The sequence below is a fragment of the Pseudomonas nitroreducens genome (assembly GCF_010994165.1).
In the GTDB taxonomy this organism is placed as follows: domain Bacteria; phylum Pseudomonadota; class Gammaproteobacteria; order Pseudomonadales; family Pseudomonadaceae; genus Pseudomonas; species Pseudomonas nitroreducens.
Genome location: NZ_WMBX01000001.1, coordinates 1,598,606 through 1,622,961, shown reverse-complemented (window position 1 = coordinate 1,622,961; position 24,356 = coordinate 1,598,606). Strand labels below are relative to the sequence as shown.

23 protein-coding genes are annotated in these 24,356 nt (G+C 66.1%); 5 read left to right on the top strand and 18 right to left on the bottom strand.

What is annotated here, in order from left to right; genetic code table 11:
* Positions 1–684, top strand: coding sequence for a sarcosine oxidase subunit gamma (locus tag GJV37_RS07720; RefSeq protein ID WP_170858495.1), 684 nt, complete (start codon positions 1–3; stop codon positions 682–684).
* Positions 685–728: 44 nt separating this feature from the next.
* On the top strand, positions 729–1,484 hold the full coding sequence (locus GJV37_RS07715) for an IclR family transcriptional regulator (protein WP_170858494.1): 756 nt from the start codon (positions 729–731) through the stop codon (positions 1,482–1,484).
* A gap of 163 nt (positions 1,485–1,647) precedes the next feature.
* On the opposite strand, the gene GJV37_RS07710 is transcribed toward GJV37_RS07715, so the two are convergent.
* The 6 genes from GJV37_RS07710 to GJV37_RS07690 form a co-directional block, all read right to left on the bottom strand.
* Positions 1,648–2,031 carry an SDR family NAD(P)-dependent oxidoreductase gene (locus tag GJV37_RS07710; protein ID WP_240157886.1) on the bottom strand — a complete coding sequence of 128 codons (384 nt, stop codon included), beginning with the start codon at positions 2,029–2,031 and terminating at the stop codon, positions 1,648–1,650.
* The gene (locus GJV37_RS29480) at positions 1,919–2,332 is read right to left on the bottom strand and encodes an SDR family NAD(P)-dependent oxidoreductase (protein ID WP_246228272.1); all 414 of its coding nucleotides are present in this window, start codon (positions 2,330–2,332) and stop codon (positions 1,919–1,921) included. The genes GJV37_RS07710 and GJV37_RS29480 overlap by 113 nt, the downstream gene beginning before the upstream one ends.
* Before the next feature lie 104 nt (positions 2,333–2,436).
* Entirely contained in the window at positions 2,437–4,935 is a 2,499-nt protein-coding gene (locus GJV37_RS07705) for a TonB-dependent siderophore receptor (protein ID WP_193452288.1), read from the bottom strand.
* A 162-nt stretch (positions 4,936–5,097) separates the two neighbouring features.
* Positions 5,098–6,084: a FecR domain-containing protein gene (locus GJV37_RS07700; protein ID WP_246228261.1), complete on the bottom strand. Its 987-nt coding sequence runs from the start codon at positions 6,082–6,084 to the stop codon at positions 5,098–5,100.
* A 5-nt stretch (positions 6,085–6,089) separates the two neighbouring features.
* Positions 6,090–6,599, bottom strand: coding sequence for a sigma-70 family RNA polymerase sigma factor (locus tag GJV37_RS07695; RefSeq protein ID WP_024763486.1), 510 nt, complete (start codon positions 6,597–6,599; stop codon positions 6,090–6,092).
* Positions 6,600–6,726: 127 nt separating this feature from the next.
* On the bottom strand, positions 6,727–7,821 hold the full coding sequence (locus GJV37_RS07690; RefSeq protein ID WP_193452286.1) for an NAD(P)-dependent alcohol dehydrogenase: 1,095 nt from the start codon (positions 7,819–7,821) through the stop codon (positions 6,727–6,729).
* 498 nt (positions 7,822–8,319) lie between these two features.
* Here GJV37_RS07690 and GJV37_RS07685 point away from each other — a divergent pair, with 498 nt between their 5' ends.
* The gene (locus GJV37_RS07685) at positions 8,320–9,009 is read left to right on the top strand and encodes a GNAT family N-acetyltransferase (protein WP_193452285.1); all 690 of its coding nucleotides are present in this window, start codon (positions 8,320–8,322) and stop codon (positions 9,007–9,009) included.
* Positions 9,010–9,063: 54 nt separating this feature from the next.
* Here GJV37_RS07685 and GJV37_RS07680 read toward each other — a convergent pair whose 3' ends face one another.
* The 11 genes from GJV37_RS07680 to GJV37_RS07630 form a co-directional block, all read right to left on the bottom strand.
* On the bottom strand, positions 9,064–9,714 hold the full coding sequence (locus GJV37_RS07680) for a TetR/AcrR family transcriptional regulator (RefSeq protein ID WP_193452284.1): 651 nt from the start codon (positions 9,712–9,714) through the stop codon (positions 9,064–9,066).
* Positions 9,715–9,790: 76 nt separating this feature from the next.
* On the bottom strand, positions 9,791–11,272 hold the full coding sequence (locus GJV37_RS07675) for an aldehyde dehydrogenase (protein ID WP_193452283.1): 1,482 nt from the start codon (positions 11,270–11,272) through the stop codon (positions 9,791–9,793).
* A 26-nt stretch (positions 11,273–11,298) separates the two neighbouring features.
* Positions 11,299–12,912 carry an ABC transporter ATP-binding protein gene (locus GJV37_RS07670; RefSeq protein WP_193452282.1) on the bottom strand — a complete coding sequence of 538 codons (1,614 nt, stop codon included), beginning with the start codon at positions 12,910–12,912 and terminating at the stop codon, positions 11,299–11,301.
* A gap of 35 nt (positions 12,913–12,947) precedes the next feature.
* Positions 12,948–13,763, bottom strand: a complete 816-nt coding sequence (locus GJV37_RS07665; protein WP_024763491.1) for an ABC transporter permease — start codon at positions 13,761–13,763, stop codon at positions 12,948–12,950.
* 10 nt (positions 13,764–13,773) lie between these two features.
* Positions 13,774–14,730, bottom strand: a complete 957-nt coding sequence (locus GJV37_RS07660) for an ABC transporter permease (RefSeq protein WP_037015601.1) — start codon at positions 14,728–14,730, stop codon at positions 13,774–13,776.
* 104 nt (positions 14,731–14,834) lie between these two features.
* Positions 14,835–15,614 (bottom strand): alpha/beta fold hydrolase, encoded by a 780-nt coding sequence (locus GJV37_RS07655; RefSeq protein ID WP_065084091.1) that lies wholly within the window; start codon positions 15,612–15,614, stop codon positions 14,835–14,837.
* A gap of 11 nt (positions 15,615–15,625) precedes the next feature.
* Positions 15,626–15,835, bottom strand: a complete 210-nt coding sequence (locus GJV37_RS07650; RefSeq protein ID WP_037015607.1) for a tautomerase family protein — start codon at positions 15,833–15,835, stop codon at positions 15,626–15,628.
* Positions 15,835–16,887, bottom strand: a complete 1,053-nt coding sequence (locus tag GJV37_RS07645) for an LLM class flavin-dependent oxidoreductase (RefSeq protein WP_193452281.1) — start codon at positions 16,885–16,887, stop codon at positions 15,835–15,837. Before GJV37_RS07645 ends, GJV37_RS07650 begins: the two co-directional genes overlap by 1 nt.
* 22 nt (positions 16,888–16,909) lie before the next feature.
* Positions 16,910–17,905, bottom strand: coding sequence for a flavin reductase (locus GJV37_RS07640; RefSeq protein ID WP_024763496.1), 996 nt, complete (start codon positions 17,903–17,905; stop codon positions 16,910–16,912).
* A 14-nt stretch (positions 17,906–17,919) separates the two neighbouring features.
* Complete coding sequence (locus tag GJV37_RS07635; protein WP_231387467.1) at positions 17,920–19,434, bottom strand: ABC transporter substrate-binding protein; 1,515 nt, start codon at positions 19,432–19,434, stop codon at positions 17,920–17,922.
* Between the two features lie 423 nt (positions 19,435–19,857).
* Positions 19,858–21,786: an LTA synthase family protein gene (locus GJV37_RS07630; protein ID WP_193452279.1), complete on the bottom strand. Its 1,929-nt coding sequence runs from the start codon at positions 21,784–21,786 to the stop codon at positions 19,858–19,860.
* A gap of 272 nt (positions 21,787–22,058) precedes the next feature.
* Here GJV37_RS07630 and GJV37_RS07625 point away from each other — a divergent pair, with 272 nt between their 5' ends.
* Positions 22,059–22,715, top strand: coding sequence for a hypothetical protein (locus GJV37_RS07625; RefSeq protein WP_037015613.1), 657 nt, complete (start codon positions 22,059–22,061; stop codon positions 22,713–22,715).
* Positions 22,716–22,846: 131 nt separating this feature from the next.
* On the top strand, positions 22,847–23,191 hold the full coding sequence (locus GJV37_RS07620) for a VOC family protein (RefSeq protein ID WP_170858481.1): 345 nt from the start codon (positions 22,847–22,849) through the stop codon (positions 23,189–23,191).
* A gap of 150 nt (positions 23,192–23,341) precedes the next feature.
* Here GJV37_RS07620 and GJV37_RS07615 read toward each other — a convergent pair whose 3' ends face one another.
* Positions 23,342–24,331 (bottom strand): zinc-dependent alcohol dehydrogenase family protein, encoded by a 990-nt coding sequence (locus tag GJV37_RS07615; protein WP_193452278.1) that lies wholly within the window; start codon positions 24,329–24,331, stop codon positions 23,342–23,344.
* Between the last annotated feature and the right edge of the window lie 25 nt (positions 24,332–24,356).

The following is a 24,356-nucleotide window of genomic DNA, read 5'->3' as shown; positions in this document are numbered from 1 at the left end:
ATGTCCAGCCTGAAAGCCGAAGACTTCATCGAACGCAGCCCACTCTACCCGCTGCACCACGGCGCCCGACTTGCCGCGCTGGGCAGTAGCGCCATCGTCGCCCGCTACGGCGAGCAGGAAGAACACGCACAGCTGCAGAGCTGCGCGCTGATCGACCTGAGCAACCTGCCTCGCGCGGGCTTCCGTGGCCTCGACGCCGCCGCCTATCTGCAGGCGCGCGGCTACGTGCTGCCGGGCGCGCCCAACCGGTCGCAGCGCCAGGACGACGGCACACTGGTCGCGCGTCTGTCGCAGACCGAGTACCTGCTGCTTGGCAGCCTGCACGACATGGGCGCGCGCATCGCTGCCGAGGAAGCGGCCTGGCAACTCGGTGACAGTGGCAACTACCTGCTGCCACGCCAGGACAGCCACGCCTGGCTGCAGCTCAGCGGCGCGCACTACGCCCAGGTGATGGCCAAGCTCTGCGGCGTCGACCTGCGTCCTCAGGCTTTTGGTCCCGGCGCGGTGGCGCAGACCTCAGCGGCGCGGATCAACGTCATCGTCATCAACTCTGGCAGTGCCGAATTACCCTGCCTGCAGATCCTCTGCGACCGCGCCTCGGTGGAGTATTTCTGGACCGCAATGCTAGACGCCATGGACGAGTTCGACGGCCGCCCGGTGGGCATCGACGCCCTGATCGACTGAGCAGCGGGCGGCGCCCATTACCGGGTGTCGCCCAAGGAGACAGCATGAGTGAAAGCGAATACCGCGTACCGGCGCTCGAACGCGGCCTCAACCTGCTCGGCCTGTTCAACGCCCGCGAGCGCAGCCTGGGCATGAACGAGATGGCCGAGCGGCTTGGAGTCAGCCCCTCGGCGCTCTACCGCATCGTCCAGACACTGCAGGACATGGGCTACCTGAAACGGCTCGAGCGCAACCAGTACGAACTGGGCGCGCGAGTGATCTCCGACGGCTTCGCCTACCTGTGCAGCCGGGACATCGTCGAAATCGCCTTGCCACACCTCAACGCTCTGCGCGACAGGACCTCGCTGTCCTGCCACCTCAGCATCCGCGAGCAGACCGAGAGCCTCTATATCTACCGCGCCTTCGCCCCGCAGCGGCTGACGGTGAACATCCCGGTGGGCACCCGCCTGCCCTGCCACGTGACCGCCCTGGGCCGCGTGCTGCTCACCGAACTGGACGCCGACGGCCTCGCGCAGCTCTACCAACAGGTTCGTCTGGACGACTACCCGGCCCCGGCACCGCGCACCCTGCTGGAACTGCAACACACCATCGCCGAAGACCGCGAGCGCGGCTGGGTGCTGCACCGCTCGGACTACTCCACGGCGATTGCCACCAGCATCCGCGACCGCGCCGGGAAAGTCGTCGCGGCCATCAACCTGTCCGGCCCCGAAGCCGTCCTCGCCACCAGCGGTGCCGAGCAACGCTACCTGGAGCTGCTGCTGAACACTGCCGACGGCATTTCTGCTGAGCTAGTAACCTGACCAGGCACGGCGGGGCTTCTATCGGCCAGTGGCCGCCACTCAGCAGGCACAAACCTGGTCGTTTCTTTCCAGCAGCGGCCCTCGGCTGTCCAGGCGCTGCACCGCTCCGGGGTCGATATCGGCATTGCCGTTGCGGGCACGCTCTTCGGCCAGGCGGGCGCCGTCAGCGGCGGTGAGCGTGAACAGCCGCTCCGGGATCGGTGCCCCGCAGGTACAGGACGAGCTTCTCGGTGCCTTCCGCCACTTCGATGCTGCGCTGACCGGCCGCTCGCCCATCGACGATGCGCCGCGCAGCTTCCTCGGCGGACATGCCATTGTCGATATTGACGTCGGAGCGGCCGCGGCGGGCACCGCGTACACCGAGCACATTGACTGCCACGCAGGTGCGCACCGAACCGGGCAGGATCACGCTGACACGGATGCCATGGGTGTGTTCAACCTCTGCGCACAAGGCTTCGAAGTAGCCGATCACGGCGTGCTTGGCGCCACGGTAGCCGGTGCACAGCGGAGCGCCGACCCTGCCGGCTGCCGAGCTGACGACCGCCAGTTGCCGTCTGCCCTGAGCGACCGGGCGCGCTCTCGAAAGGCAGTACCAGGGAGCGCTGCGGCGCCTGCTCGGCGACAGCCTGCAGCGCTGCCTCGCGCCGGCCGGAGAGGATGACGCGCGCGCCCTGTTGCAACAGCAGGCCGGCCAGGGCCTCGCCAATGCCGGAGGAAGCTCCGGTGATCCAGACCACTTGACGCTCGAAAGCCCTGTGCCACTTCTTCTGTTGAGTAGCCGCAGGCCCGCGCGCGATGTGCCGCTCGCCCCATCTCCGTGCCGGCCAAAGCGTTGGCCCTGCGGCCATGGAGAAGCTCGCCAGGCAGCAACTGCTTGCCGGGGCGCCCAACGAAGAGGCCGTGATCGGCATCAACGGCATCTTCGCGGCGGCAGTGCGCAGGCCAATCGGCGTCAGAACGCGCCTTGCAGGGTCACCATGAAGTTGCGCGGCTCGCCGTAGAAGTTGCCCCAGGAAACGGCACCGACGCTCTGGTAGTACTTCTTGTCGAACAGGTTGTTGCCGTTGAGCGCGACCGTCCAGTGATCGTCGATGCGATAGCCCAGGCGGCCGCTGTAGATGGCGTAGTCCGATTGCACCGAGGTGACCTTGCCGCTGTGCACGGAGGTGTCGCTCTGCGCCGTCACGCCCGCCCCCAGGCTCCAGCGGTCCAGCTCGCCGGCCAATTGATAGTCGGCCCAGGCGCGGAACAGGTGGCGCGGGAAGTAGGTGGTGGTGAAGGTCGGTTCCTGCGGATTTTCCGCGGCGCTCTTGAGGTACTTGGTCTGGGTGTAGGTGTAGCCGGCCAGCAGTTGCAGGCGATCGATGACCTCGCCGCTGATTTCCGCCTCGAAGCCCTGGGCGCGCACCTTGCCCACATCGGTGTAGCAGTAGCCGTCGGATGAGCCGGCACAGACCGTGTCGTAGTCCGCCTCGGCGCGGTGTTCCTCCACCGTACGGAACAGGTTGAAGGCGGTGTTGACCCGACCCTCCAGCAGCTCGCCCTTGATGCCCAGCTCGTAGCTGGCGCCGGTCTTGGGTTGCAGCGGGCTGCCGGATTCGTCGGTGTAGGTGCTCTGCGGCTGGAAGATATCCGCGTAGCTGGTGTAGACGGACCACTCATCGTTGAGGTCGTAGATCAGTGCCGCGAACGGCGTGACCTGGCCGTTCTCCTGGCTGCGGTCGTGCTGCCAGTAATCCCAGGCCTGAGTGTAGGAGTCTCGGCTGTTGCGGTACCAGCTGACGCGCGCCCCCAGGACCGCGGTCAAAGGCTCGGCCAGCTTCAGGCGAAGGGTGGCGTAGGTGCCGAATTGGCGGGTGTCCGAGTTGGTGGGTACCGGGCCGCCGCGGTAGGAGTTGGGCGCGTAGAAATCATCCGCCGGCTCGGGAATGTGCGAGTTGGGATGGAACGGGTCCTGCGAGGTACCCAGCAGGCTGGTCATGTTGATCAGCGCGTAGTGATCGTGGGTCCTGGCGCGGCTGGCGTTGGCGCCGACGGTCAGCTCATGCTGCAGGCCGAAGGCCTCGAATTTTCCGTCCAGGTAGGCATCGAAGCCGTAGTCGGTCTGGTCGTAGTCGAACAGCCCGGAATACACCGAGGAAGGCGCCGAGGTCGCGCCCGATGCAACACCGCCCGAGGTCTCGGACAGGGCGTACTTGATGTCCTGGTCGTTGTGGGTCCAGACGCCGGCGAACTTGAAGGCCCAGTCCTCGTTCAACTGCTGGGACAGGTCGGCGAATACCGTGGTGCGCTCGCTTTCCCAGTTGTTCCAGGTAGCGCCCAGGCAGGTCGAGCGGCTGAGCTTCAGGTCCTTGCCGTTGCTGTAGCGCGGCAGGCCGTGCCAGCACGGAGTCGCATCCAGCTTCTCGTAGGCAACGCCCAGGCCCACGGTGGTATCCGGGGTCACGTCGTAGTCCAGCGCGCCGTAGATAATCTGGTCATTGCGCTTGCCGACATCGTAAAAATACTGGCGATCCTGCAGCGCCACGACTGTCCGCCCGCGCAGCGTGCCGGACTCGTTGAGCGGGCCGCCGGTATCCACCTGGCCGCGGTAGTTGTCCCAGGAGCCGGCCGAGAGCGACAGCTTGGTCTCCGGCACGCTCTGGCCCCGCTTGCGGACGAAATTGACACCGCCGGTGGAGCTGCCCGAGCCCTTGAGCATGCCCGCCGCGCCCTTGAGCACCTCGACCCGGTCGTAGAAGGCCATATCGCCGGAGAAGCTGTTGGCCTGGACGTACTCGCCGCCGACATCCAGCGGCACGCCGTCGTACTGGTACTGGCCCTGCATCATGAAGCCGCGGGAGTAGAAGTACTTGCCGCCCATGGGCGACTCGTAGACGGCGATGCCCGGCGTCTTCTCCATCGCCTGTTCGATGGTAGTGACGTTCTGGTCGTCCATGTAGCGACGGGTCAGCACCGTCACCGACTGCGGGGTCTCGCGCAGGGAGTGCGCGCCCTTGCCGATGGTCACCGCGCGGGCCGAATAGGAATTGGTGCCCTCGGTGGTCGCGTCCAGCACCTGGCTGGACACCGTGGTGGAATCCATCTCCAGCACCGCATCCGACGGCGTCGGCACCAGGCCGTAGCCGCCGTTTTCCAGGCGGCGCACCGTCAGTTGCGTGCCAGACAGGATGCGGGCAAATCCGTCTTCGATGCTGTACTCGCCATTGAGCCCGACGCTGCGCTTGCCTTCAGTCAGGCCGGCGTTCACCGAGATGGGAATGCCGGCACTGCGGCCGAAATCGCCGAGCACCTGATCCAGCGGGCCGGCGGGAATGGCGTAGTGCTGGGTCCGCGTGACCGCGGATTCGGCCTGTGCCGGCGACATCGGCAGCAGGGCCAGCGTGGAACAGGACAGCAGGGCAAGGCCGAGCGACTGGCGCAGGGCGCGGGCGATGGGGTGAAGCGTCATGGGCAGAGGGTCCGTTTCTCGTTGTGGGCCCGCGTGAGCGAGCAGGGATTTCTCCCTAGGCCAAGCGAGAAACGAAAACCTGCCGACTTTTCGAGAATTATTTTCATTGGTGTTTTTCTGCGGCGCTCGTCTGCGATTTTCCGTAGCGCTGGGCTTCTTTCCCTAGCGCGAGCCCACTGTCACCCAGTAGCGGGTGCGCCGCTGGACCGTCACCGGCAGGCTGTCCTGCAGCATGGCCAGCACCCGGTCGGTATCGGCCAGCGGATAGGAGCCGCTCAAGCGAATACCGGCGACCGCCGGATCGCAGCGCAGCAGCCCTGAACGATAGCGGTCCAGCTCGGCGAGAAAATCCCCAAGGCGCATGCGCTCGGCCACCAGGTAGCCATCGACCCAGGCACCGCCATTCGCTTCCAGCACCTGCGGAGCGCCGACGCCAGCCGCGTCGATACGAGCTTGCGACCCCGCCTCGATCACCCTCGCCTCGCCGCCTGCCCGCGAACTGGCAGCGACCCGCCCCTGAGTGACGGCCAGCAAGGTGCCACGCCCGCCTTCGTCCCTGCGGACGCGGAAGCACGTGCCCAACGGCTGCAACACTGCATCGCCGCTGACAACCCGGAACGGCCGCCCCGCGCCATCGCGGGCGGTGAGAATCTCGATTTCGCCGTAGCGCAGGCGCAGTTCGCGAGCGCTGTCGGTGTAATGCAGGTCGACCGCGGTTGCGGTGTTGAGCCACAGGCGCGTGCCATCGGGCAGCGTGCGCGGCGTTCGCTCGCCGACGCCGGTGCGGTAGTCCGCCATGGCGCCCTGCACCCACTGCGTGTCGCGGCCCTGCCAGGCAAGCCCGCCGAGCAGGCCGAAACCGACCAGCACCTTGAGCGCCTTGCGCCGATCCATCTCGTTGTAGTGGCGGCGACCGGCCAGCTGCCGCGCCATCGGGTCGGCCAGTGCGCCGGCGTGACGCTGCAGGCCGAGCGGGATGCTGCTCAGGCGCTGCCAGGCGCGCTCGTGCTCGCTGCTGGCCTCGCGCCAGACCAGCAACTGGCGCTGCTCGGCATCGCTCATGCAGCCCGACTGGGCCAGGGTGAACCAGGCAATCGCCTGGTCGCGGATGCTGCTGGAGATGGGCCGGGAATCGCTCTCGCGGGACATGGCGTTCACTCGAACCGGCTCGCGTAGCAGGCCGCAAACGCCTTGCTCATCGCCTTCTGCACCTGGTTGACGCTCAATTCCAGGCGCAACGCGATCTGCGGGTAAGTCAGGCCGTCGAGCTGCGACAGCAGGAAGATTTCCCGCACCTGGGGCGCCAGGCCATGCAGGAGTTCATCGACCTCCACCAAAGCCTCGATCAGCAGCAGGCGTTCTTCCTCGGACGGCGCCACCGCTTCGGGACGCGCGGCCAGCGCTTCGAGGTAGGCGCGCTCGACCGCCTGGCGGCGCCAGCGGTTGATCAGCAGGCTGTTGGCGATGGTGGCGAGGTAGGCCAGCGGCTGGCGAAGGTCGGCGATGGCGCTGCGCGAGCGCATCACCCGCACAAAGGTGTCATGGGCCAGGTCTTCCGCATCGGCGTGCTCGCCCAGGCGGCGGCGCAGCCAGCCCTTCAGCCACCCGTGGTGGGCAAGGTAAAGCCGCTCAACATCCCGTTCGAATGCCCGCTCGCTGTCCATGAACGTCCAGTATTGTTAAACATGATAATCGTTCTCAACAATACTGGATTTGCCCTGCCCTGCGCAATTGGCCGGATCATTCGGGGCAATGACCTGCTGCGGACGGCATCAGGCCATTGCCTCCACCTCAGGGCTTGATGGCGATCTTCAGCACGCCGTCGCGCTGGTGGGCGAACAGGTCGTAGGCGTTGACGATGTCGTCGAGCGCATAGTGGTGCGTCACTAGCGAGCCGAAGTCGGCGCGGTTCGACTCGATGATGCTCATCAGGCGGCGCATGCGCTCCTTACCGCCAGGGCACAGGGCGGTATTGATGCGATGGTCACCCAGGCCGGCGGCAAACGCCGAGAGCGGGATGTGCACATCGCTGGAGTAGACCCCCAGACTCGACAGCGTCCCGCCCGGCTTGAGTACCTTCATCGCCTGCTCGAAGGTGCTCGGCAGCCCCAGGCATTCGATGGACGAATCGGCGCCGCGCCCACCGGTGAGCTTCATCACCTCCTCCACCACGTCGCACTTGGTGAAGTCCAGGGTGACGTCGGCCCCCATGTTGCGGGAGATGTCCAACCGGTGCGCGTTGCCATCCACCGCGATGATGGTCGAGGCACCCAGCAGGCGGGCGCCAGCGGTGGCGCACAGGCCGATCGGCCCCTGGGCGAAGACGACCACGGTGTCGCCGATACGGATATTGGCGTTCTCGGCGCCCTTGAAGCCAGTGGACATGATGTCGGGGCACATCAGCACCTGTTCGTCGGTGAGACTGTCCGGGATCGGCGCGAGGTTGCCTTCGGCATCGGGCACCAGGACGTACTCGGCCTGGGTACCGTCGATCAGGTTGCCGAAGCGCCAGCCGGCGGTGGCCTTGTAGCCGTGACAGGCGCAGCGACCGCTCTCGACGAGGTAGCTGCCATCCTGCGAGGGCACGCCATCCTGCGCGGCATAGGAATTGAAATTCGGGCAGATCGCACCGGCAATGACACGCTGGCCCTCGCGGTAGCCCTTGACCGCGCTGCCGAGCTTCTCGATGACGCCAACCGGTTCGTGCCCGACGGTCAGCCCCCTGGCCACCGGGTACTCGCCCTTGAGGATGTGCACGTCGGTGCCGCAGATGGTGGTCGTGGTGATGCGGATCAGCGCGTCGTTGGGGCCGACCTCGGGGATGGGTTTGTCCGCCAGCTCGATTCGCCCCGGTTCCACGAAGATCGCCGCTTTCATCATTGCCATCGTTGTTTCTCCTCGCTTGGAATGCGCCATGGATGCACAGGACCGGGGATCGCAGGGAACGAATGCCCGCGGCGCCTCGGCCGACCGGACCCAGTGTGCTTGGCCGGAGCGAAATCCCTTTGATGCATATCAAGCCAGGGGAAGCTCGCTCGGCAGCCTGCCTGCCGGGAACGCTGGCGGGCTGATAGAGCATTGACCGGAATCGCCAGAAAACAAGGCGCGCGGACAGTCCGGCGAGCATGTGCAACTCCACCGGCGGGAGGTCCAGCGCGATGCCCTGGTAGCGCGCGTGGAAGGTGCGCTACCAGCTCCAGCTCGACGCCTGGGTGCCGGAGCGCCGCCGCAGTGACCCTGTACAAGACCCTCGCGCGATAGCTGGGAAAGCTGCGCAGCGCCTGCCGCCCAGCGCCCACCGGAGGAATCGTTCGAGGCCCGCGGAGGTTACAATGGGCACCACGCCGATTCCCCCGGATCGGGCACGCCCGGAGCCAGCTTCAGATGTTCACCCTCGTAAACCTCGACACCTCGCCCCCCGAATCCCTGAAAAGCCAGGTGCTGCAGATGGTGGTGGACTATTTCAGCGACGTCAGCCCGGTGCCGCTGACGCCGAGCAACCCGCTGTTCCAGCTGTACCAGTACGTGATCGGCTTCGAGGTGCACCTGTACCTGCAGGCCATGAACGGCTCGCCGGACGGTCCCACGCGGCTAATCCTCGCCCTGGATGATGAAGACCCATCGCAGGTGCTGGGTTTCGCCCTCTACCTGCCGAGCCAGGATGCCCCCCAGGCCTGCACCCTGGCCTACCTCGCCGTCCAGGCCAGCCACCGCCGGCGCGGTATCGCCCGCGCCATGCTGCAGAAGATGCTCGAGCATCGCCCCCACGCGGAACTGGCCTGTGCGGCGGGCAAGGTGCCGGTCTTCGAGGCGATGGGCTTCCGTATCCTGGCGGCGCAGGGGCCGCACGTGCTGCTGAACACCCGCGACCGGCGTTCCGACGGCATGGTCGCGGTGCAGGATCTCGCGCCGATCTACCAGTCCAAGGAAGTGCGGCAGATCCACACCTATCTGGTGAAGCAGAAGGGCAGCAAGGCGATGCGCGAGGCCGAGCAGAAACGCGATCGCCTGCTGGACCAGATGACCTGGCAAGCCCGGGAACTGGTCAAGGCGCGCTTCCCGACGATTCACTGAGGGGCGGTTCGAGTCATCTGCCGCGTCCCCGGGCAGGAGATTCCGCGCGGTGCCTCAGCGTCCGGATTCGGGCATGTAGAACGCCACCAGATCGAGACAGGCACTGATGCCATGCTCAATGGCCTTCATGTTGCGCCGACGCTGCCAGTCCAGCCACAAGCCATCGAGCATGGCCATGATGGCGTCGGCCGACTTCTCGATACGCTCGGCGCCCACCTCGCGCTCCTCGGCGATCCTGCGCAGGATTTCCACCAGGCGTTCGCGGTAGATGGCGTAGAGCTTGCGCTCGGTGTCGGCGATGTCTTCCTGGAACAGCGAGGCGGACCACAGGTCGATGCGCACCGACAGGTAGCTGCGGTCGAGAAAGGTGCTGGTGAAGCCACTGCGCAGGAACACTTCCAGCTGCGCCATGGACGTGCGCGGCTCGGCCACCAGCCCCGCGCGGGTCGCTTCGTAGAGCTGGTGCGAGGCGTACTTGTAGGCCTCCACCAGCAGCTCGTTCATGTCCTTGAAGTGGTAGCTTATGTGCCCCAGCGCCATCTCGGCGCGCGCCGCCACCTTGCGCGCGGACAGCTTGGCGTAGCCCTCCTCGCTCAGACAGAGGAAGGCAGCCTTGATGATCTCCTCGCGGCGCAATTCAGGGTCGTAGACCTTTTTCGTTTTCTGTTGCGCCGCTTTCTGCTGCGCCACCTTCTGTTGTGACATGGCGTGCCGATTCCAAGGTTGGCAGTTGGGGCGGATTATTCCGCCCCGTGTCCGTCATGGTCAAAAGTTAGTTCATTCAGAGCCTGATCCAGGTCGCCTTGAGTTCGGTGTACTTGTCGAAGGCGTGCAGCGAACGGTCACGCCCGTTGCCGGACTGCTTGAAGCCGCCGAAGGGCGCGGTCATGTCGCCGCCCGAGTATTGGTTGACCCACACCGAGCCGGCCCGCAGCGCACGCGAAACCTGGTGCGCGCGGGACAGGTTGGACGTCCACAAGGCCGCCGCCAGGCCGTAGGGCGTGTCGTTGGCGATGGCCACCGCCTCCTCGGCATCCTTGAAGCTGATGACCGAGAGCACGGCGCCGAAGATTTCCTCGCGGGCGATACGCATGTCGTTGCGCACGCCATCGAAGACCACCGGCGCCAGGTAGCAACCCTCGCTTTCGCCGCTGCCGGCCACCAGCCGGGCGCCCTCCTCCAGGCCGCTGGCGATGTAGCCCTGCACCAACTGCAGATGCTGGGCGTCAACCAGTGCGCCATAGCAACTGGTCGGATCAAGGGCGTCGTTCGGCGTCCACGCGGCCAGTGCTTCACGCAGATGCTCGAGGAATTCTTCGCGCACCGACTCCTGCACCAGCAGGCGCGAACCGGCAGTGCAGACCTGGCCCTGGTTGTAGGCGATGGCGGCGGCGGCACTGATAGCCGCCGCGCGCAGGTCGGGCGCATCGGCGAAGACGATGTTCGGGCTCTTGCCACCGGCCTCGGTCCACACGCGCTTGAGGTTGGACTGCCCGGCGGCGACCATCAGGCGCTTGGCCACGCCGGTCGAGCCGGTGAAGGCGATGGCGTCGACGTCCATGTGCCGCGACAGGGCGTCACCGGCCTCGGCGCCATAGCCCGGCACCACGTTCAACACACCCACGGGGATGCCCGCCTCGCAGGCCAGCCGAGCGATACGGATGGCCGTCAGCGGCGAGCGCTCGGACGGCTTGAGCACCACGGAGTTGCCACACGCCAGCGCCGGGCCGAGCTTCCAGCTGGCCATCAGCAGCGGGAAGTTCCACGGCACTATCACGCCAACCACGCCCACGGCTTCGCGGGTGACCAGGCCCAGCTGGTCCTCGGCGGTGGCGGCGATCTCGCCGTAGACCTTGTCGATTGCCTCGGCGGACCAGCGAATGGCATTGGCCGCGCCGGGCACGTCGGTGGCCAGGGAGTGGGCGATGGGCTTGCCCATGTCGAGGGTTTCCAGCAGCGCCAGCTCCTCGGCGTGGCTTTCCAGCAGATCGGCGAAACGGATCAGGATGCGCTTGCGCTGCACCGGTGCCATGCGCGACCAGTGCCCGGCCTCGAATACCCGGCGCGCGCTGGCCACGGCACGCTCAATGTCAGCTGCGCCACCTCGTGCGATGGCCGCCAGGCGGCGCCCGTCGAGCGGGCTGGCCTTGTCGAAGGTGCGCAGGTCCTGCGCGCTGCAGTAGTCGCCGTCGATGAAGCAGCGACCTTCGATGGCGAGCGTTGCCGCGCGCTCGCTCCAGTCCTGCAGGGTTGTTGCGGTCATGGTTTGCTCCTTGAGCGGAAATGAGTTCAGGCAACGCCCCGTTGCGACAGGCCGTCGAGCCAGTCCGGGTCCATCTGCGGCATGCTGTCGAGCAGGCGCGTGACGTAGCTGTCGCACGGCGGCGTGAACACCCGCTGCTTGTCGCCGAAATCGACGACGCGGCCAGCCTTGAGCACCAGCACGTCGTCGGCGATGGACTTCACCACCGACAGGTCGTGGGTGATGAACAGGTAAGTGATGCCCAGGCGCTGCTTGAGGTCGTCGATCAGCCGCAGGATGCCCTCCGCGACAAGCTGGTCGAGGGCGCTGGTGATCTCGTCGCAGACGATCACCGCCGGGTCCGCCGCCAGGGCGCGGGCAATGCCCACCCGCTGTTTCTGCCCGCCGGACAGTTCGCCCGGCCGCCGGGCCATGAAGCGGCCGGGTTCCAGGCCCACGGCATCGAGCAATTCACGGGTTCGTTCTTCGCGCCGGGCAGCATCGAGGCCGCCATAGAACTGCAGTGGTCGCCCGACGATGTCACCGATGCGGTGGCGCGGGTTCAGCGCGGTGTCGGCCATCTGGTAGATCATCTGGATCGAACGCAGCTCGTCCCGGCTGCGCTTGGCGTAATGCCCCGCGAGCGGCCTGCCCTGGAACAGGATGCTGCCCTCGCGGCTGGGCAAGGCCCCGGTGATGCAGCGCCCCAGCGTCGACTTGCCCGAACCGGACTCGCCGACGATGGCCAGCGTGCGCCCCGGAAAGACCTTCAGCGACACGTCGTCGAGCACCTGCTTGTTGCCGTAGCCGGCGCGGATGCCGCGCAACTCCAGCAGCGGTTGCTGGTCGGCGGCCACCGGCGGACGCGCCTCACACGCGAGGTTGCGTACCGCCCACAGCGAGCGGGTGTAGTCCGCCTGCGGCTCGGCGATCACCCGGCGCTTGTCGCCGCGTTCGACCATGTGGCCATCCTTGAGCACCATCACCTCGTCGGCCATCTGCGCCACCACGGCGAGGTCGTGGGAGATGTAGATGGCCGCCACCTGGAACTCGCGGACCAGCTCGCGGATGGTCAGCAGGACGTCGATCTGCGTGGTGACGTCCAGTGCCGTGGTCGGTTCGTCGAAGATGATCAGGTCCGGCCGGCAGGACATCGCCATGGCCGTCATGATCCGCTGCAACTGGCCGCCTGACACCTGGTGCGGATAGCGCTCGCCGATCGACTCGGGCTCGGGCAGGGAAATCTTCCGGTACAGCGCCACCGCATCCCGGCGCGCCTGTTCACGGGGCGCCAGGCCGTGCTCCAGGGCGCTCTCGCAGTGCTGGTCGATCAACCGGTGCGCCGGGTTGAAGCTCGCCGCCGCGGACTGCGCCACATAGGCGATGCGCGCGCCGAGCAGCTCGCGATGCAGCGCTTCGGGCACCTGGCGCAGGTCGATGCCGTCGAAGAGAATCTCGCCGCCGCTGATGCGGCAGCCGTCGCGGGTGTAGCCCATGGCGGCGAGGCCGATGGTGGACTTGCCGGCGCCGGACTCGCCGACCAGGCCGAGTATCCTGCCGCGCTGCAATTGCAGGTCGATGCCGTGGACGATCTCGCTCCAGCCGTCCGCGCCGTCGGCCTCGATGCGCAGGCCGGTAATCTTCAGTAGGGGTTCGCTCATGCTGCGTGTCCTCGGACAATAGGTGGGCAGGACGGTCATCGCCGCTGGGCGAGGAACCAGTCGGCAACGAAGTTGACGGCGATCGCCAGCACGCCGATGGCGGCGGCAGGGATCAATGGCGTCAGGTCGCCAAAGGAAATCAGCGAGGCATTCTCGCGGACCATGCTGCCCCAGTCCGCCAGCGGCGGTTGCAACCCCAGGCCAAGGAACGACAGCGAGGAAATGGTCAGGAACACGAAGCAGAAGCGCAGGCCAAATTCCGCCACCAGCGGTGCCCGCACATTGGGCAGCAGTTCCACCGCCACCAGCCAGAACAGCCCTTCGCCGCGCAGCCGGGCCACCTCCATGTAGTCGGTCACCACCACGTTGAGCGACACCGAGCGCGCCAGGCGGAAGATACGCGTGGCGTCCACCAGGGCGATGACGAACACCAGGTTGGCGATGCTGGTGCCGAAGATGGTCAGCAGGAGCAGCGCGCAGATCAGCTGCGGCACCGCCATCAGCACGTCCACCAGGCGTGACAGTGCACTGTCCACCCAGCCGCCCATGGCAGCGGCGATCAGCCCCAGAGAACCGCCGATGAAGAAGGCCAGCGCGGTGGACAGCAGCGCGATGCCGATGGTGTTGCGCGCGGCGAAGATCACCCGCGAGAGCATGTCGCGCCCCAGGGCATCGGTGCCCAGCCAGTGCTGCGCGCTCCAGGGGTCGTATTCGCCGCCGACGATCTCGGTCTCGCCGAAGGGTGCCACCAGCGGGCCGAACAGCGCGAGGAAGGTGTAGAAAAGGATGATCAGCAGGCCGATGCGGGCGGTCCAGGTCATCTGCTTGAAGGTTGCGATCAAGGCATTCATCGGCTCGTTCTCACTGGCGATGCAGCAGGCGCGGATTGGTAACGATGGACAGCACGTCGGCGAGCAGATTGATGCCGATGTAGACCACCGCGAAGATGCAGCAACAGGCCTGGACCACCATGACGTCGCGCTTGATCACCGAGTCAACCATCAGTTGCCCGAGGCCGGGGTAGACGAACACCACCTCCACCACCACCACGCCGGTGATCAGGTACGCGAGGTTCACCGCGATGACATTGACGATGGGCGCCCAGGCGTTGGGCAACGCGTGGCGCAGGACGATCTTCAGCCGCGACAGGCCCTTGAGCCGGGCCATCTCGATGTATGGCAGCTGCAGCAGGTCGAGCACCGCGATGCGCGTCATGCGCATCATGTGGGCGGTGATCACCAGGGTCAGCGTGAGCGCCGGCAGGAAGGCCGCCTGCAGGTGCTCGAGCAGGCTTGCCGAGGCCGGTACGTCGGCGATGGAAGGAAACAGCGGGTGCTTCACCGCCAGCCAGAGGATCAGGATGTAGCCGATGAAGAACTCCGGCAGCGACACCGCCGCCAGGGAGACGATGTTCACCACCCGGTCATAGAACGAGTCCTTGTAGAGCGCCGCGAACAGCCCCAGCAGCAGCGCCAGCGGCACCGCGATCAGTGCCGTGTAGCCGGCCAGGAACAGCGTGTTCAGCAGGCGCTGGCCGATCAGTTCGGACACCGCCCGGCCGTTGGACAGCGAGGTGCCGAAGTCGCCCTGCAGGCTGCCCAGCAGCCAGTGCAGGTAGCGGCTCAGCGCGGGCTGGTCCAGCCCCAGCTCGTGGCGCAGGGCATGCAGCGCCTCGGGCGTGGCGGACTGGCCGAGCAGCTTCTGCGCCATGTCGCCGGGCAGCAGCTGCACCGCCGCGAAGATAAGTGCGGAGACGCCCAACAGGGTCAGGGCTCCGAGAAGAATGCGCCGCAAGAGAATGGGATAAATCAGAGCCATGGTATCGACCTGCTGATCGGTTGGGCAGTTGTTGTTCTTATGGTTCTGGGCGGTTACGGGGAGCGTTGGGCAGTGCCCACCCTCCTCCGGCGTATCGGCAGGCGTTAGTGCGAGGCCTTGTCCAGGAAGGCTTTCAGGTGGGGCACCACCTGGTCGCTCGCTTCGATCAGGATGGCGTGCTTGAGGTCCGGCAGTACCACCAGCTGCGAGTGCGGCAACGCCTCGGCGATCTGCCGGTTCAGGCCCGGATTGCAGCCGCCGTCGAACTCGCCGGTGAGCACCAGGCACGGTTGCTTCACTTCATGCAGCCAGGGCGCCATCTCGGTCTCCGCGTAGATGTGGAAGACGTTGAGGAACACCTCGGCCGGCGTGTCCATCACCTGCTGCTTGCGCCATTCGATGACCTCCGGATGCGCCGCGCAGAAGTTCTCGGTGAACCAGCGCTGGGTCAGGGTATCCAGCACCGGGCCGATGCCCTTTTCTTCCATGGCGCGGACCACCTTGCGCACATTCTCGCTGTCCTGCGGCGAGCGGAATGCCGCGGTGGACAGCAGCCCGACGCTCAGCACGTGCTGCGGATACTTGTGCGCATAGGCGGGGCCGATCATCCCGCCGAGGGAATGGCCGATGATGTGCATCTGCTCGATGCCCAGCCGCGCACGCAGCGCCTCCAGGTCCTCCACCAGCTCTTCCAGGCCGAAGCCCTCGGTCGGCAGCGGCGATTCGCCGTGGCCGCGCAGGTCGTAGCGGATGCAGGTGAAGCTGTCCTTCAGCGCCTCGGTAACCTTGTCCCAGCCGGTCTTGCGCGCGCCGATGCCGTGCACCATCACCAGGGCGGGGCCCTGCCCGTCCACCACATAGGCGCAATCGATTGCCTTGCTCATCACGCGCCTCCTCAGCCCTGGGCCTTTGCTTCTGCGATGATCTCTGCGTAGCTGCGGCCGCCTACGCCCCAGTCGGCCGGGTCCACCTCCTTGAGCAGGATGGTGACCGCCTGGGCCTTGCCGCCGCAGACCTGGAGGTAGGTGTCGGTCAGCGCCTGGATCAGCTCGCGCTTCTTTTCAGGGGTGCGTCCGGGGAAGAGTTCTACGGTAAGCAGGGGCATCAGCCGGTCCTCTTGTTCAGGTTGGGTTGGTTCGAGCGGGAACTGAAGTGCGGAATGACCTGCTCGCCGAAGCGCCGCATCATGTCCAGGCTGTCTTCCTGGGACTGGCCGAAGTTGGCGGTCATGATCACTTCGTCGATGCCCGCCTCGGCATAGGCGGAAAGCTGATCGATCATCTGCTCGCGGGTGCAGATGAGCAGGTTCCTGCCCAGCTCCTCGATGGACTGCTGGCGTGGCAGCGCCTCGATGCCACCGCCATGGACGATGCCCGGCCCGGTGAACACGTTGTCGAAACGCCGGTAGTACTCGTAGGCCAGTTGCAGCTTCTCGCGGGCGTCGGCTTCATCGCGGGCGAGATAGGTCGCGCGCTGCAGCGACAGCCGGGCGCGCCTGGCGGATTTCGCTTTCGCCTCGGCTTTGCCACGGCGGAAGGCGTTGACCTGGTCCAGCAGCATCCGGTGGTCGCCGCTCAGCGGCGTGGTCTGCACCGAGAAGCCCTGGCGCGCGCAGGCCTGGATGCCCTCGGGCGCCATGCTCGCCACCACCAGCGGAATTTCCCGCTCGGGGCGCGGCATCACGGTCAGCGGGCCGAACTGGTAGTACTTGCCGTCCCAGCTCACTTCCTTGCGCGTCAGCAGGGCCTGCAGCACGGCCAGGGATTCGTCGAAGCGCTCGCGGGTCTCGCTCATCGGCACGCCGAGCATCTCGATCTCGTACTTGAAGGCGCCGCGCCCCACGCCCAGCACCAGCCGGCCGTCGCACAGGGCATCGGCCTGCACCACTTCGCCGGCGAATACCCGCATGTCGCGGATCGGCAGCACGGCGATGGAGGTAGCCAGTTCGATGTGCCGGGTGACCGCGGCGATCTTCACCGCCATCTGCAGCGGCGAGGGCACCAGCAGGATGTTGATCAGGTGGTGCTCGGGGATGGAGATGCCGGCATAGCCGACCTCTTCCGCCACCACGGCCTGCTCGACCATGTGCACGTAGAGCTGTTTGCCGGAGGCATCCGGATCGGGCAGGTAGGAGCTGAGGAAATGGTTGAATTCCATGTTGTTGTCCACTCGGTGTGTCTTAGTGTTTCCAGTCCAGCCAATGCACGGGCTTGCCCGCGATGCCGGCAATTCGTCCGCCATCGGCGGTGTCGCAGTAGATGCCGAAGCTGTCGGCCTGCCGCTCGCTGAAGAAGCGGTGGAGCATGCTGATGCAGTAGTCGCCGCGGACCAGCAGCCAGGGCTCGTCCTCGGCACGGAAGACACGCACTTCCCGCCCGGCGTCGCTGGCCAGCGCCAGTTCGGCGCTGGCGTCCGCGCGAAAAATCAGGCGGGTGAAGTCGTCGCCCGCCTCCTCGAACATCGAGTAGATGAACGACACCTCGCCCACCAGGCCGACCCGGCGGAAGACCTCATCGATGACCGCCTTCTGGCTTACCCCGGCCCGCCAGAACACCTCCGGGATGCTCCAGTGCTCCTGGCCCGGCTCGCGCACCAGCAGCACACCGTTGTCGCGGGCGATCAGGCAGCCGACCTTGAGCGCACTGCCGCGCTCCACCTGGATGGCCTTGGCGCCTTCGGCGAAGTCGATGTAGCTGCCGCGGAAGTAGCCCAGCGGGCTGCCGACGCTGCTGCGGTAGCGCTGCACCTCGCCGATCAGGATCACGTGGTCACCCGCTTCCACCAGGCTGTGGCGCCGGCAGCTGAGCACGCTGAGGCTGTCGGCCAGGCACGGCACGTCGGCCTCGCAGGACAACAGCTCGACCCCGGCGAACTTGTCGGCCGAGCGCCCGGCGAAGCGGTTCGACAGGTCGCGCTGCCAGTCGCCGAGGATGTTGACGGCGAAGCGTTCGGCCGCACTGAAGACCGCCAGGCTGCCGGCGCTTTTCGCAATGCACACCAGCACCAGTGCCGGGCTCAGCGAGACCGACGTGAAGGAGTTCGCCGTGAAGCCGCGGGGCGTTCCGTCGGCCTCGCGGGTGGTGACGATGGTGACGCCGGTCATGAAGGTGCCGAAGACGTTGCGCAGGCTGCGCGTGTCGTCCGCGCTGACCGAATGCCAGTCGAGGTTGCTCATCCCGTTCTCCCGCTTCACGCCAGCGACCAGCGCTCGATGGCGCGCATGCCGTCCAGGGCCATGTCGCCGGCCACGGTCGGCGACGTCACCACGTCGTTGCCCATGCCCATGATGTGGTTCATGAACATCGGTACCACGGTGGCGCCCTCATCGTGCAGCATCGCCTGCATGTCCCAGTAGATGGCCTTGCGCCGGGCCTCGTCGAGCTCGGAGCGGGCCTGCAGCATCAGCTTGTCGAAGCGCTCGTTGTTCCACTGGGTGTCGCCCCAGGAAGCGCCGCTGGCGTAGATCTGGCTGAAGATCCAGTCCGGCGTGGCGCGGCCGGTCCAGTAGCACATGCACATCGGCTTCTTCGACCAGACGTTGATCCAGTAACCGTCGTTGGATTCGCGCACCACCTTGAGGTTGATGCCGGCCTTGCGCGCGCTTTCCTCGAACAGCACGCCGGCATCCACCGCCCCGGCGAAGGCCGCGTCGGCGGCACTGATGCTGATATCCAGGCTGTCCAGCCCGGCCTGCTTGAGGTAGAAGCGCGCCTTGTCGGGGTCGTACTGGCGCTGGGCGAGCTCGCTGTTGAAGTACTTCTGCTGGCGGCCGATGGGGTGGTCGTTGCCAACGCTGCCGTGGCCGCGCAGGATCGACTTCACCCACTGTTCGCGGTCCACTGCGTGCTTGAGCGCCAGGCGCACGTTGTTGTCCTGGAACGGGCTGACCTTGGCGATCATCGGCATGGTCGCGTGGTTCAGGCCGGTGACCTCGGCGATGCGTACCTTGTTGCTGCGCTGCAGCAGCGACAAGGTCTTGATCTCCACGCGGTTGATGACGTTGACCTTGCCGGTGAGCAGCGCGTTCTGGCGCGCCACGGAGTCGGCGATGGCGATCAGCTCTGCCTCCTCGACGTGCGCCCGGCCCGGCTTCCAGTAGTTGGGATTGCGCACTACGAAGGCACGGACACCGGGGTTGTACTCCTTGAGCATGTAGCCGCCGGTGCCCACGCCGGAGCGCCAGTCCACCTGGCCGTCAGCGCCACGCGGCAGGATGCTCAGGTGGTAGTCGCTCATCAGCACGGGAAAGTCGGCGTTGCCGCCCTTGAGGCTGACGCGCACCGTCGAGTCATCGACCGCCTTCACTTCGTCGATCTGCGAGACGATCGATTTGGACAGGGACTTGGAGCCGTCCTTGCGGTGGTAGTCGAGCGTGGCCACCACGTCATCGGCGACGAAGGGCTTGCCGTTGTGGAACTGCACGCCACTGCGCAGCTTGAAGGTCCAGACCCTGGCGTCCGGCGAGGACTCCCAGGACTCGGCCAGTTCGGGAATGGCGTTGCCGCTGCTGTCGATCTCCACCAGGTTGCCGCGCAGCGCCTGGCTCAGCAGCATCATGAAGTCGTCTTCGGCCAGGCCCGGATCCAGGCTGTCGGTGGTCGACGCGCCGGCGAGGCCGAATACCAGTCGCCCGCCCTTCTTCGGCTCGGCGAATGCCGGCAGCGGCAAGCCGCCCAGCAACACGCCGGCCCACAAAAGCCCCATCGTCCCTTTCACCAGGTCACGACGGGTTACGCCGGAGGATGACTCCCCAGGTTGCTTTTCCTTCATCCCACACCTCGCAAGACACTTGAGTTTTGTACGACCGTACAGGCATGAAGCGAAGTTTGGCCTGGGGTCTTCTGTTTGTTTTTATCCACTCAACGCGACTGCCCGGAGACTTCTATCGAATCACTTTTGGACAGTCGTACAGATTATTAGCAACAAGAAATCCGCCACGCAAGAATTTTCTGTACAGACGTACAAAAGAATCTCGCAGATCTTCAGTTTCAAGGGAGAGCAAAGCGCGGCCGAGGGTGGCCGCAGGGGAGGAAAAAGGCAGGAAGTACTGGCGCCCTGGAGGGCAGAGCTCCATGGAACCTGACAGCAACCTGCAGCAGGTTCAGGGCCGTGACGACGGCCCTGGTCTCACTGCCCTGCGGTTGGCTTCCAGTCCAGCAGGTGATGGGTGAAACCGTAGCTGGCCGACTGGTAATAGCTGATCGCACGCGCCACCAGCGGGTCGTCCGCCTGCGCCGTCACTTCCGTGCTCGCCCCCAGGGCCTGGTTGTGCCGGCGCAGTTCGCCGCGCGGGCTGAGGATCGCCAGGTCCTGGCCGTCGAACAGGCCCAGGTGCTGGTAGTTGCCAATCACCACGCGCGGTGGCAAGGCGTTCGGCACCATCAGGTTGCGGCCGTAGAAGGTCGAGGTGTAGCTCAGGTTGAGGATCGACAGCAGGCTCGGTGCGAGGTCCAGCTGGCTGGCCAGCTCCGGGCGTTCCCCGGCCGGCAGCAACTTGGGCGCGTAAATGAACAGCGGGATCTGGTAGTTCGCCACGGGCAGGTCTTCCTTGCCGGCGCTGCCCGCGGTGTGGTCGGCGACGAACACGAACAGGGTGTTGTCGAACCAAGGCTTGCCCTTCACCGCCTTGAGGAACTGGCCGATGGCGTAGTCGGTGTACTTCACCGCGCCGTCACGCCCCTCGCCCGAGGGGATGTCGATGCGATCGGCCGGGTAAGTGTAGGGGCGGTGGTTCGAGGTGGTCATCAGTTGCAGCAGGAAGGGCTGCTGGCGCGCGTGGTCTTCGTCCGCGACCTTGATCGCCTGGGCGTAGAGATCTTCGTCGCTCATGCCCCAGGCGTTCTTGAAGTGGATGTCCGACTCCTGGACGCTGGACTGGTCGACGATGCGATAACCATTACCGCCGAAGAAGGCGTTCATGTTGTCGAAATAGCCGCGACCGCCATACAGGAACACGGCGTCATAGCCGACGTTCTTCAACTGCTGACCGAGGCTGGCGAAACCGCTCTCGCGGCCGACACGCTTGACGATGGAGCGACCCGGGGTGGGCGGGATCGACAGGGTGATGGCTTCCAGGCCACGGTCGGTACGGGTGCCGGTGGCGTAGAAGTTGTTGAAGTAGAGGCTGTTGCGACGCAGCTCATCCAGGTTGGGCGTGAGGTCGCGCTCGTCGCCGTTGCTGCCCAGGTACTTGGCGCTCAGGCTCTCGATGGTCACCAGGACGATGTTGTAGCGCTTGGGCGCCCCTTCGCTGGCGATGCTCCGGCGGATGTCCATCGGCCCGGTGCCGGTGAAGCGCGCATTGGGCTCGGCCAGTTCCGAGCGGATGCGCTGCGTGACCTGCTCGGGCGGCAGGGTCGCGTAGAACTGCGGATAGTCCAGCTCGTTGTTTCGGAACGCAGCGAAGAACTGGTACGGCCCGTTGCTCGCCAGCTCGCGGGCATAGGTATTGCCATCCTGGCCGCGCGGGGCATCCTGGTCGACCAGGACACCGGCCGCCAGCGCCATCGCCACCAGGCCGGCGCAACCCAGCAGGCGGCGCGACAGCGGCGGCACCTCGGCGTCACGCAGGCGACCCAGGACCTTGAACAGCGCGAGGGTCACGCTCAGCGAAAGCAGCGCCAGGATGCTCAGCCACAGGCCGATGGGATAGGACTCGAGGATGTTGTTCAGCACCTCGTCGGAATACACCAGGTAGTCGACTGCGATGAAGTTGAAGCGCACCCCGAACTCGTCCCAGAACAGCCACTCGGCCACCGCCGTGAAGAGCATCACGTAGACGCTGGTGAACAGCATCGCCGCCAGCAGCCAGCGCCAACTGGCGCTGCGCCAGACCCGAGCGGGCATCAGCAGGAGGACCACACCCATCGGCAACAGGGCGTAGACCAGGAAGCTGAGGTCGTAGAGCAGGCCAATGGCGAAGACCGCCACATGGGCCGCGCCCACCTCGGGCAGATGGCCGACCAGGAGGGCCGATCGGGTCAGGAAGAAGACGATCAGCCAGAGCAAGGCGACCAGCGCCAGGAAGCGCGTCGGAGCCGAGCGGAAGAGTTGCATGGGGTGTCCTTGTAGAAGTCTTTCCTGCGCAGCACAACGCGGCGCAAGTCGGCGCCGGTGCCGGCATCCGGGCGGGACACTACAAGGGGGAAGGAAAAGAAATCGTCAAAATAAGCTGCGGGATTCGTGAATTGTCCAGGATCCGGAACCGCTCGCCTGAATGCCCGGGCAACAGCTCACGAAAAATCCTCCTCCACGTCTTTTTCACATGTCCTTGACGAGACCTTGATCGCTCGATTCGACAATGGACAGTAACTGACGAGTCCCTATCCATGAACGATCCCCAGCGCCTGTTCACCCCCTCCTCCCGACACCAGACCGATGCCCCCGCCCGCGGCTCGTCCGGCGGCGGACTTTGCCAGCGGATTCGCCAGTGGCGGGAGAAGCGTCTGCTGCGCCTGGCCCTGCGCATGGCCGAGGAGCCCATCCTGATGCTGGAAGTCTCGCAGTCGCCCGGCGCCTCCTGGCCCGTGCTGCTGGAACACAGCAACCGCATCATCGTCGCGACCTGCCCGTCGGGCGACTCGCTGGCCGACGCCCACCGCAAGCTGCCCGAAGCGATGAAACGGCGGATCCGCGACCTGCCGGCGCCGCTGGAGGGCGCAGAACTGCGCAAGGGCTCGGTCGATTGCCTGCTGCTGCCGGAAATCCCCCGGACCGCCTGCAACAGCCGCAACGTCCGCTTGCTGAACCAATGGATTCCGGTGACGCGCGACAGCGTGATCCTGTTCGCCCGCATCGGCCATTCGAATTCGCTCGACGACACACAGCCCTGCCCCTGCGGCTCGGACCCGCACCCCATCGGCCCCGACTTCGCCAATGCGCGCGCCCTGGAACGTGAATTCCAGCGCCTGGGTTTCTCCCAGATCCACCATTGCAACGTGATCCCCGGCGTGGATGGGGTACGCATCTACGTCCTGCGCAAGTAAGCCCTTTCGCCCTCCACGGGCAGACCTGCACTTCGCCGCGGCCCTGGTTCTCCGCTGGCAGGTCATTCCACGCTGACGACCGGCCCAGGCCGTGCCATCATCCGGATTTCGCTCCCACCTCCGGATTTCCCATGCCGCTGACCCTGCTGCTGCGCTGCCACGACCTGGAACTCACCCGCGAGCATTACCGCGACATGCTCGGCTTTGCCGTGACCGACTCCGCCGAGGGGACGCTCACCGTGCAGCTGGAAGACTGCCGCCTGCTGTTCACCGCGCAGGACCTGTGGGGCAGCGAGGCAGGTTGTTCCGGCACCCTCTACCTGCAACTGGCCGACATCCAGCGCTACTACGACGCGGTAAAGGAGCGGGCGCAGATCGCCTGGCCCCTGCAGGACATGCCCTACGGCTCGCGGGAGTTCGGCGTGCGCGACTGCAACGGCTACCACCTCGCCTTCGCCCAGCACAGCGCAGCCTGAACGGGGCCAGCCGACCGAGACAAGGCGCTGGTGTTCGATGCGCAGGCGCTGGGACGCCAAAACCAGCGGGGGGATGTGGCGGCGACACTGTTCGGGCCCCGTGGATCACCGCCAGCAAAATACCGGGCGCCCGCGGCCTTGCATCCCGCGTCACACCGTGACGACTATCTTGCCCACCTGCTGGTTGGCTTCCAGGAAGCGATGGGCGTCCTGGATCTGCTCCAGCGGGAAGGTCCGCGCGATCACCGGGCGCAGCGCACCGGACTCCAGCCCCTTGACGATGAATGCCTTGGCGCGCTGCAGCGCCGCCGGGTCGGCGACGATCTCGGCGTACAGGTAACCCTTCAGCGTCAGGCTCCTGCCCAGCACGGTGAACAGGGGGAACGGCGTCGGTTCAGGGCTCAGCGCACCGTATTCGAGGAGGATGCCGCCGCGGGCCATGGCCTGGGTGAGCACCTCGAAACCGGGACCACCGATAGGGTCGAACACCACGCGGGCGCCCTGCCCGTCGGTCAGCGCCATGACCTTCTCGACGATACTTTCATCGTCGCTGACGATCACGTGATCGGCACCCGCCTCCAGCAGCGCCTGTTTTTTCGCCTGGGTGCGGGTGACGGCAATGGAGGTGGCGCCCACCATGCGGGCGATCTGGAAAGCGGCGAGGCCGACACTGCTGGACGCGGCGGTGACCAGCACGAACTCGCCCTTCGACAGCTTCGCCTGCTCCACCAGCGCACCCCAGGCAGTGACGTACTGCATCCAGGACGCGGCGGCCTGTTCGAAGCTGAGGTTCTGCGGATGCTTCACCACCAGGTACGCCGGCACGTTGGCCACTTCGCCGTAGGTGCCCCAGCGGGCGATATCCAGCGGCGGGATCAGGCTCACCGCATCGACCACCTCGATATTCTTCACGGCACTCCCCACGGCGCTCACCACACCAGCGGCCTCGTAGCCCAGGCGGCTGGGGAACTCGGCTTCCTGCAGGTAAGCGTGGTTGCGGAACATCACTTCGGCGCGGTTCAGGCCGAAGGCCCTGACCGCGATCTGTACCTCGTCCGCCGCTGGCGCGGGCACGTCCACCGCCTCCAGTTTCAGGACGCTGGCGTCACCGTATTGGTGGATTCTGACAATGCGGGCCATGACAACCTCTCTTCAGTGGGCCGGG

Excerpts from the sequence above, each read along its gene's own strand:
- GJV37_RS07720 (WP_170858495.1), top strand. The coding sequence starts at position 1 with ATGTCCAGCCTGAAAGCCGAAGACTTCATCGAACGCAGCCCACTCTAC.
- GJV37_RS07715 (WP_170858494.1), top strand. The coding sequence starts at position 729 with ATGAGTGAAAGCGAATACCGCGTACCGGCGCTCGAACGCGGCCTCAAC.
- GJV37_RS29480 (WP_246228272.1), bottom strand. The coding sequence starts at position 2,332 with ATGGCCGCAGGGCCAACGCTTTGGCCGGCACGGAGATGGGGCGAGCGG.
- GJV37_RS07705 (WP_193452288.1), bottom strand. The coding sequence starts at position 4,935 with ATGACGCTTCACCCCATCGCCCGCGCCCTGCGCCAGTCGCTCGGCCTT.
- GJV37_RS07700 (WP_246228261.1), bottom strand. The coding sequence starts at position 6,084 with ATGTCCCGCGAGAGCGATTCCCGGCCCATCTCCAGCAGCATCCGCGAC.
- GJV37_RS07695 (WP_024763486.1), bottom strand. The coding sequence starts at position 6,599 with ATGGACAGCGAGCGGGCATTCGAACGGGATGTTGAGCGGCTTTACCTT.
- GJV37_RS07690 (WP_193452286.1), bottom strand. The coding sequence starts at position 7,821 with ATGGCAATGATGAAAGCGGCGATCTTCGTGGAACCGGGGCGAATCGAG.
- GJV37_RS07685 (WP_193452285.1), top strand. The coding sequence starts at position 8,320 with ATGTTCACCCTCGTAAACCTCGACACCTCGCCCCCCGAATCCCTGAAA.
- GJV37_RS07680 (WP_193452284.1), bottom strand. The coding sequence starts at position 9,714 with ATGTCACAACAGAAGGTGGCGCAGCAGAAAGCGGCGCAACAGAAAACG.
- GJV37_RS07675 (WP_193452283.1), bottom strand. The coding sequence starts at position 11,272 with ATGACCGCAACAACCCTGCAGGACTGGAGCGAGCGCGCGGCAACGCTC.
- GJV37_RS07670 (WP_193452282.1), bottom strand. The coding sequence starts at position 12,912 with ATGAGCGAACCCCTACTGAAGATTACCGGCCTGCGCATCGAGGCCGAC.
- GJV37_RS07665 (WP_024763491.1), bottom strand. The coding sequence starts at position 13,763 with ATGAATGCCTTGATCGCAACCTTCAAGCAGATGACCTGGACCGCCCGC.
- GJV37_RS07660 (WP_037015601.1), bottom strand. The coding sequence starts at position 14,730 with ATGGCTCTGATTTATCCCATTCTCTTGCGGCGCATTCTTCTCGGAGCC.
- GJV37_RS07655 (WP_065084091.1), bottom strand. The coding sequence starts at position 15,614 with ATGAGCAAGGCAATCGATTGCGCCTATGTGGTGGACGGGCAGGGCCCC.
- GJV37_RS07650 (WP_037015607.1), bottom strand. The coding sequence starts at position 15,835 with ATGCCCCTGCTTACCGTAGAACTCTTCCCCGGACGCACCCCTGAAAAG.
- GJV37_RS07645 (WP_193452281.1), bottom strand. The coding sequence starts at position 16,887 with ATGGAATTCAACCATTTCCTCAGCTCCTACCTGCCCGATCCGGATGCC.
- GJV37_RS07640 (WP_024763496.1), bottom strand. The coding sequence starts at position 17,905 with ATGAGCAACCTCGACTGGCATTCGGTCAGCGCGGACGACACGCGCAGC.
- GJV37_RS07635 (WP_231387467.1), bottom strand. The coding sequence starts at position 19,434 with ATGGGGCTTTTGTGGGCCGGCGTGTTGCTGGGCGGCTTGCCGCTGCCG.
- GJV37_RS07630 (WP_193452279.1), bottom strand. The coding sequence starts at position 21,786 with ATGCAACTCTTCCGCTCGGCTCCGACGCGCTTCCTGGCGCTGGTCGCC.
- GJV37_RS07625 (WP_037015613.1), top strand. The coding sequence starts at position 22,059 with ATGAACGATCCCCAGCGCCTGTTCACCCCCTCCTCCCGACACCAGACC.
- GJV37_RS07620 (WP_170858481.1), top strand. The coding sequence starts at position 22,847 with ATGCCGCTGACCCTGCTGCTGCGCTGCCACGACCTGGAACTCACCCGC.
- GJV37_RS07615 (WP_193452278.1), bottom strand. The coding sequence starts at position 24,331 with ATGGCCCGCATTGTCAGAATCCACCAATACGGTGACGCCAGCGTCCTG.